2 rRNA genes are annotated in these 3,335 nt (G+C 54.4%); both read right to left on the reverse strand.

Annotation, left to right across the window (positions count from 1 at the left end):
• Positions 1-37 precede the first annotated feature (37 nt).
• A 5S ribosomal RNA gene (rrf, locus tag CIK95_RS03475) occupies positions 38-150 on the reverse strand.
• A gap of 161 nt (positions 151-311) precedes the next feature.
• Positions 312-3,203: ribosomal RNA gene (locus CIK95_RS03480) — 23S ribosomal RNA — on the reverse strand.
• Positions 3,204-3,335 lie beyond the last annotated feature (132 nt).

Below are 3,335 nucleotides of genomic sequence, written 5' to 3' on the forward strand. Positions count from 1 at the left end.
AGCCTCAGTCACTGTCGTGACCAAGGCTCTTCGTGAAAAAGGGCGGCTACCTACTCTCCCGCATTGCATTGCAGTACCATCGGCGCAAGTGGGCTTAACTTCTCTGTTCGGAATGGGAAGAGGTGGGACCCCACCGCAATAACCGCCTGATTGATATCGTTCCTGACTCTACTGCCATCATACGCGGCGCGCATGCCGCTGGCAGGAAGCCGGTATTGGGTTGACTTACCGCACAAGCAAAACCTCGAACTCTTTGTCCAATTTCCTCGCAACCGTCCCATCGCTGGGACCGAAAACTCAAAGTATCAGCCCGTGGAAAGTTTCGGGCAATTAGTAGCGCTCGGCTTTGACGTCACCGTCTTTACACCTGCGCCCTATCGACGTCCTCGTCTCGGACGACCCTGTAAGGAGTTCTAATCTCGCGGCTGGCTTCGCACTTAGATGCTTTCAGCGCTTATCCGTTCCAGACTCAGCTACCCGGCGGTGCACCTGGCGGCACAACCGGCAAACCGGAGGTCTGTCCATCACGGTCCTCTCGTACTAGTGACGGCACCGCTCAAAACTCCAACGCCCACGATAGATAGAGACCGAACTGTCTCACGACGTTCTGAACCCAGCTCGCGTGCCACTTTAATGGGCGAACAGCCCAACCCTTGGGACCTTCTCCAGCCCCAGGATGTGACGAGCCGACATCGAGGTGCCAAACCACCCCGTCGATATGAGCTCTTGGGGGGGATCAGCCTGTTATCCCCGGAGTACCTTTTATCCTTTGAGCGACGGAGTTTCCATACACGTCCGCCGGATCACTATGCCCCAGTTTCCTGCCTGCTCGGCATGTCTGCCTCCCAGTCAAGCGCCCTTATGCCATTGCACTCTGTAAGGCCGGTTACCAATCGGCCCGAGGGCACCTTTGGAAGCCTCCGTTACGCTTTTGGAGGCGACCACCCCAGTCAAACTACCCACCAAGCAGTGTCCGCGCTGAGCGCGTTAGACCTCAGACAGCCAAAGGGCCGTATTTCAAGGATGGCTCCACACAGGCTGGCGCCCGCGCTTCAAAGCCTCCGGCCTATCCTACACATCGGATGACCAAGGTCAATGCTAAGCTGTAGTAAAGGTTCACGGGGTCTTTTCGTCCCATCGCGGGTAATCGGCATCTTCACCGATACTACAATTTCACTGGGCTCATGGTTGAGACAGCGTCCGGATCATTACACCATTCGTGCAGGTCGGAACTTACCCGACAAGGAATTTCGCTACCTTAGGACCGTTATAGTTACGGCCGCCGTTTACCGGGGCTTCAATTCAATGCTTCGCCTTACGGTTGACATCTCCTCTTAACCTTCCGGCACCGGGCAGGTGTCAGGCTGTATACTTCATCTTTCGAGTTCGCACAGCCCTGTGTTTTTGTTAAACAGTTGCCTGGACCTATTCTCTGCGCCTCACTCGACGTGAGGACCCCTTATCCCGAAGTTACGGGGTCAGTTTGCCTAGTTCCTTAACCATGAATCTCCCAACGCCTTAGTATGTTCTACTCGTCTACCTGTGTCGGTTTGCGGTACGGGTGCCGTACGGATTAAGCTTAGCGGATTTTCTCGGCAGCATGCTTACCGGCGCTCGGCCCCTTCCGGAGAAGAGGCCCTACTGATCAGGTTCGACTCGGATTGTGGATTTGCCTGCAACCCTCATAATCTACACCCTTCAGCGCACAATTCCGTCTGTGCGCGGCCGTTTCACTACTGCGTCTCCACGTCGCTCCGTACGGCAGTAACGGAATATTAACCGTTTCTGCCATCGCCCTCGCCCTTCGGCTGAGACTTAGGACCCGACTGACCCCGGGATGACGGGCATTGCCCGGGAAACCTTAGACTTATGGCGGGAGGGAATCTCACCCTCCTTATCGTTACTTATACCTACATTTGCTTTTCCCTGCGCTCCAGCGGACATCACCATCCGCATTCAACGCACAGGGAATGCTCCCCTACCGATACTTTTACAATTGCTATCCCGCGCCTTCGGTATCTGCCTTATACCCGATTATTATCCATGCGCGGACCCTCGACCAGTGAGCTGTTACGCACTCTTTGAATGAATGGCTGCTTCCAAGCCAACATCCTGGCTGTCGTTGGGACCACACTTCGTTAGACTAACTCAGGCAGAATTCCGGGACCTTAGACGGCGGTCTGGATTCTTCTCCTCTCGGGGACGGACCTTAGCACCCGCCCCCTTACTGCACAGCTGCAGAACGTGAGCATTCGGAGTTCGTCAGGTCTCGATAGGCGGTGAAGCCCTCTCGACCTATCGGTCGCTCTACCTCTCACGCTGAACACTGCACGCGGCACCTAAATGCCTTTCGGGGAGTACGAGCTATCTCCAAGTTTGATTGGCCTTTCACTCCTACACACACCTCATCCGGAAGCTTTTCAACGCTTATCGGTGCGGACCTCCATCCGGTGTTACCCGGACTTCATCCTGGACATGTGTAGATCACTTGGTTTCGCGTCTACCCCCTCCGACTATACGCCCTCTTCAGGCTCGCTTTCACTGCGGGTGCGGGTCTCATGGCCCTTACCCTTGCCGGAGATGGTAACTCGTAGGTTCATTATGCAAAAGGCACGCCGTCACATGCTAAGCATGCTCCGACCGCTTGTAGGCGGATGGTTTCAGGAACTATTTCACTCCTCTTGTCGAGGTGCTTTTCACCTTTCCTTCACAGTACTCGTACGCTATCGGTCTCACTCGAGTATTTAGCCTTACCGGATGGTCCCGGCGGATTCGCGCAGAATTCCTCGTGTTCCGCGTTACTCAGGATACCACTAGGCCGGAGCAGGATTCGTGTAAGGGACTTTCACCCGCTATGGTCTGCCTTTCCAGGCAATTCCACTCTCCGTTACCGTACCACAACGTGGTCCTACAACCCCTGCGAGGCGTTGCCACAACGCAGGTTTGGGCTCTTCCCCGTTCGCTCGCCACTACTGGGGGAATCATTGTTTATTTTCTCTTCCTGCGGGTACTAAGATGTTTCAGTTCCCCGCGTTGGCCTCTGCACTGAGCAGATGTCATGCCTTCAGCATGACGGGTTGTCCCATTCGGAAATCGGAGGATCAAAGGTCATTTGCACCTACCCCCCGCTTATCGCAGCTTATCACGTCCTTCATCGCCTGAGTGAGCCAAGGCATCCACCATCCGCCCTTATCTACTTTCTCACGATCGTAGATAGGACAAATAAATATATTCGCCTGTCTTTCGCTCATACTTTCAGCTTTCTGTTTGTTGTTAGAAGTCTTGAACTTCTGTTCTACAGTCTTGCTTGTGTCAATATGTCAAAGATCTTTTCG

Origin of the sequence: Prevotella sp. P5-108 (genome assembly GCF_002251385.1) — a bacterium.
In the GTDB taxonomy this organism is placed as follows: Bacteria; Bacteroidota; Bacteroidia; order Bacteroidales; family Bacteroidaceae; genus Prevotella.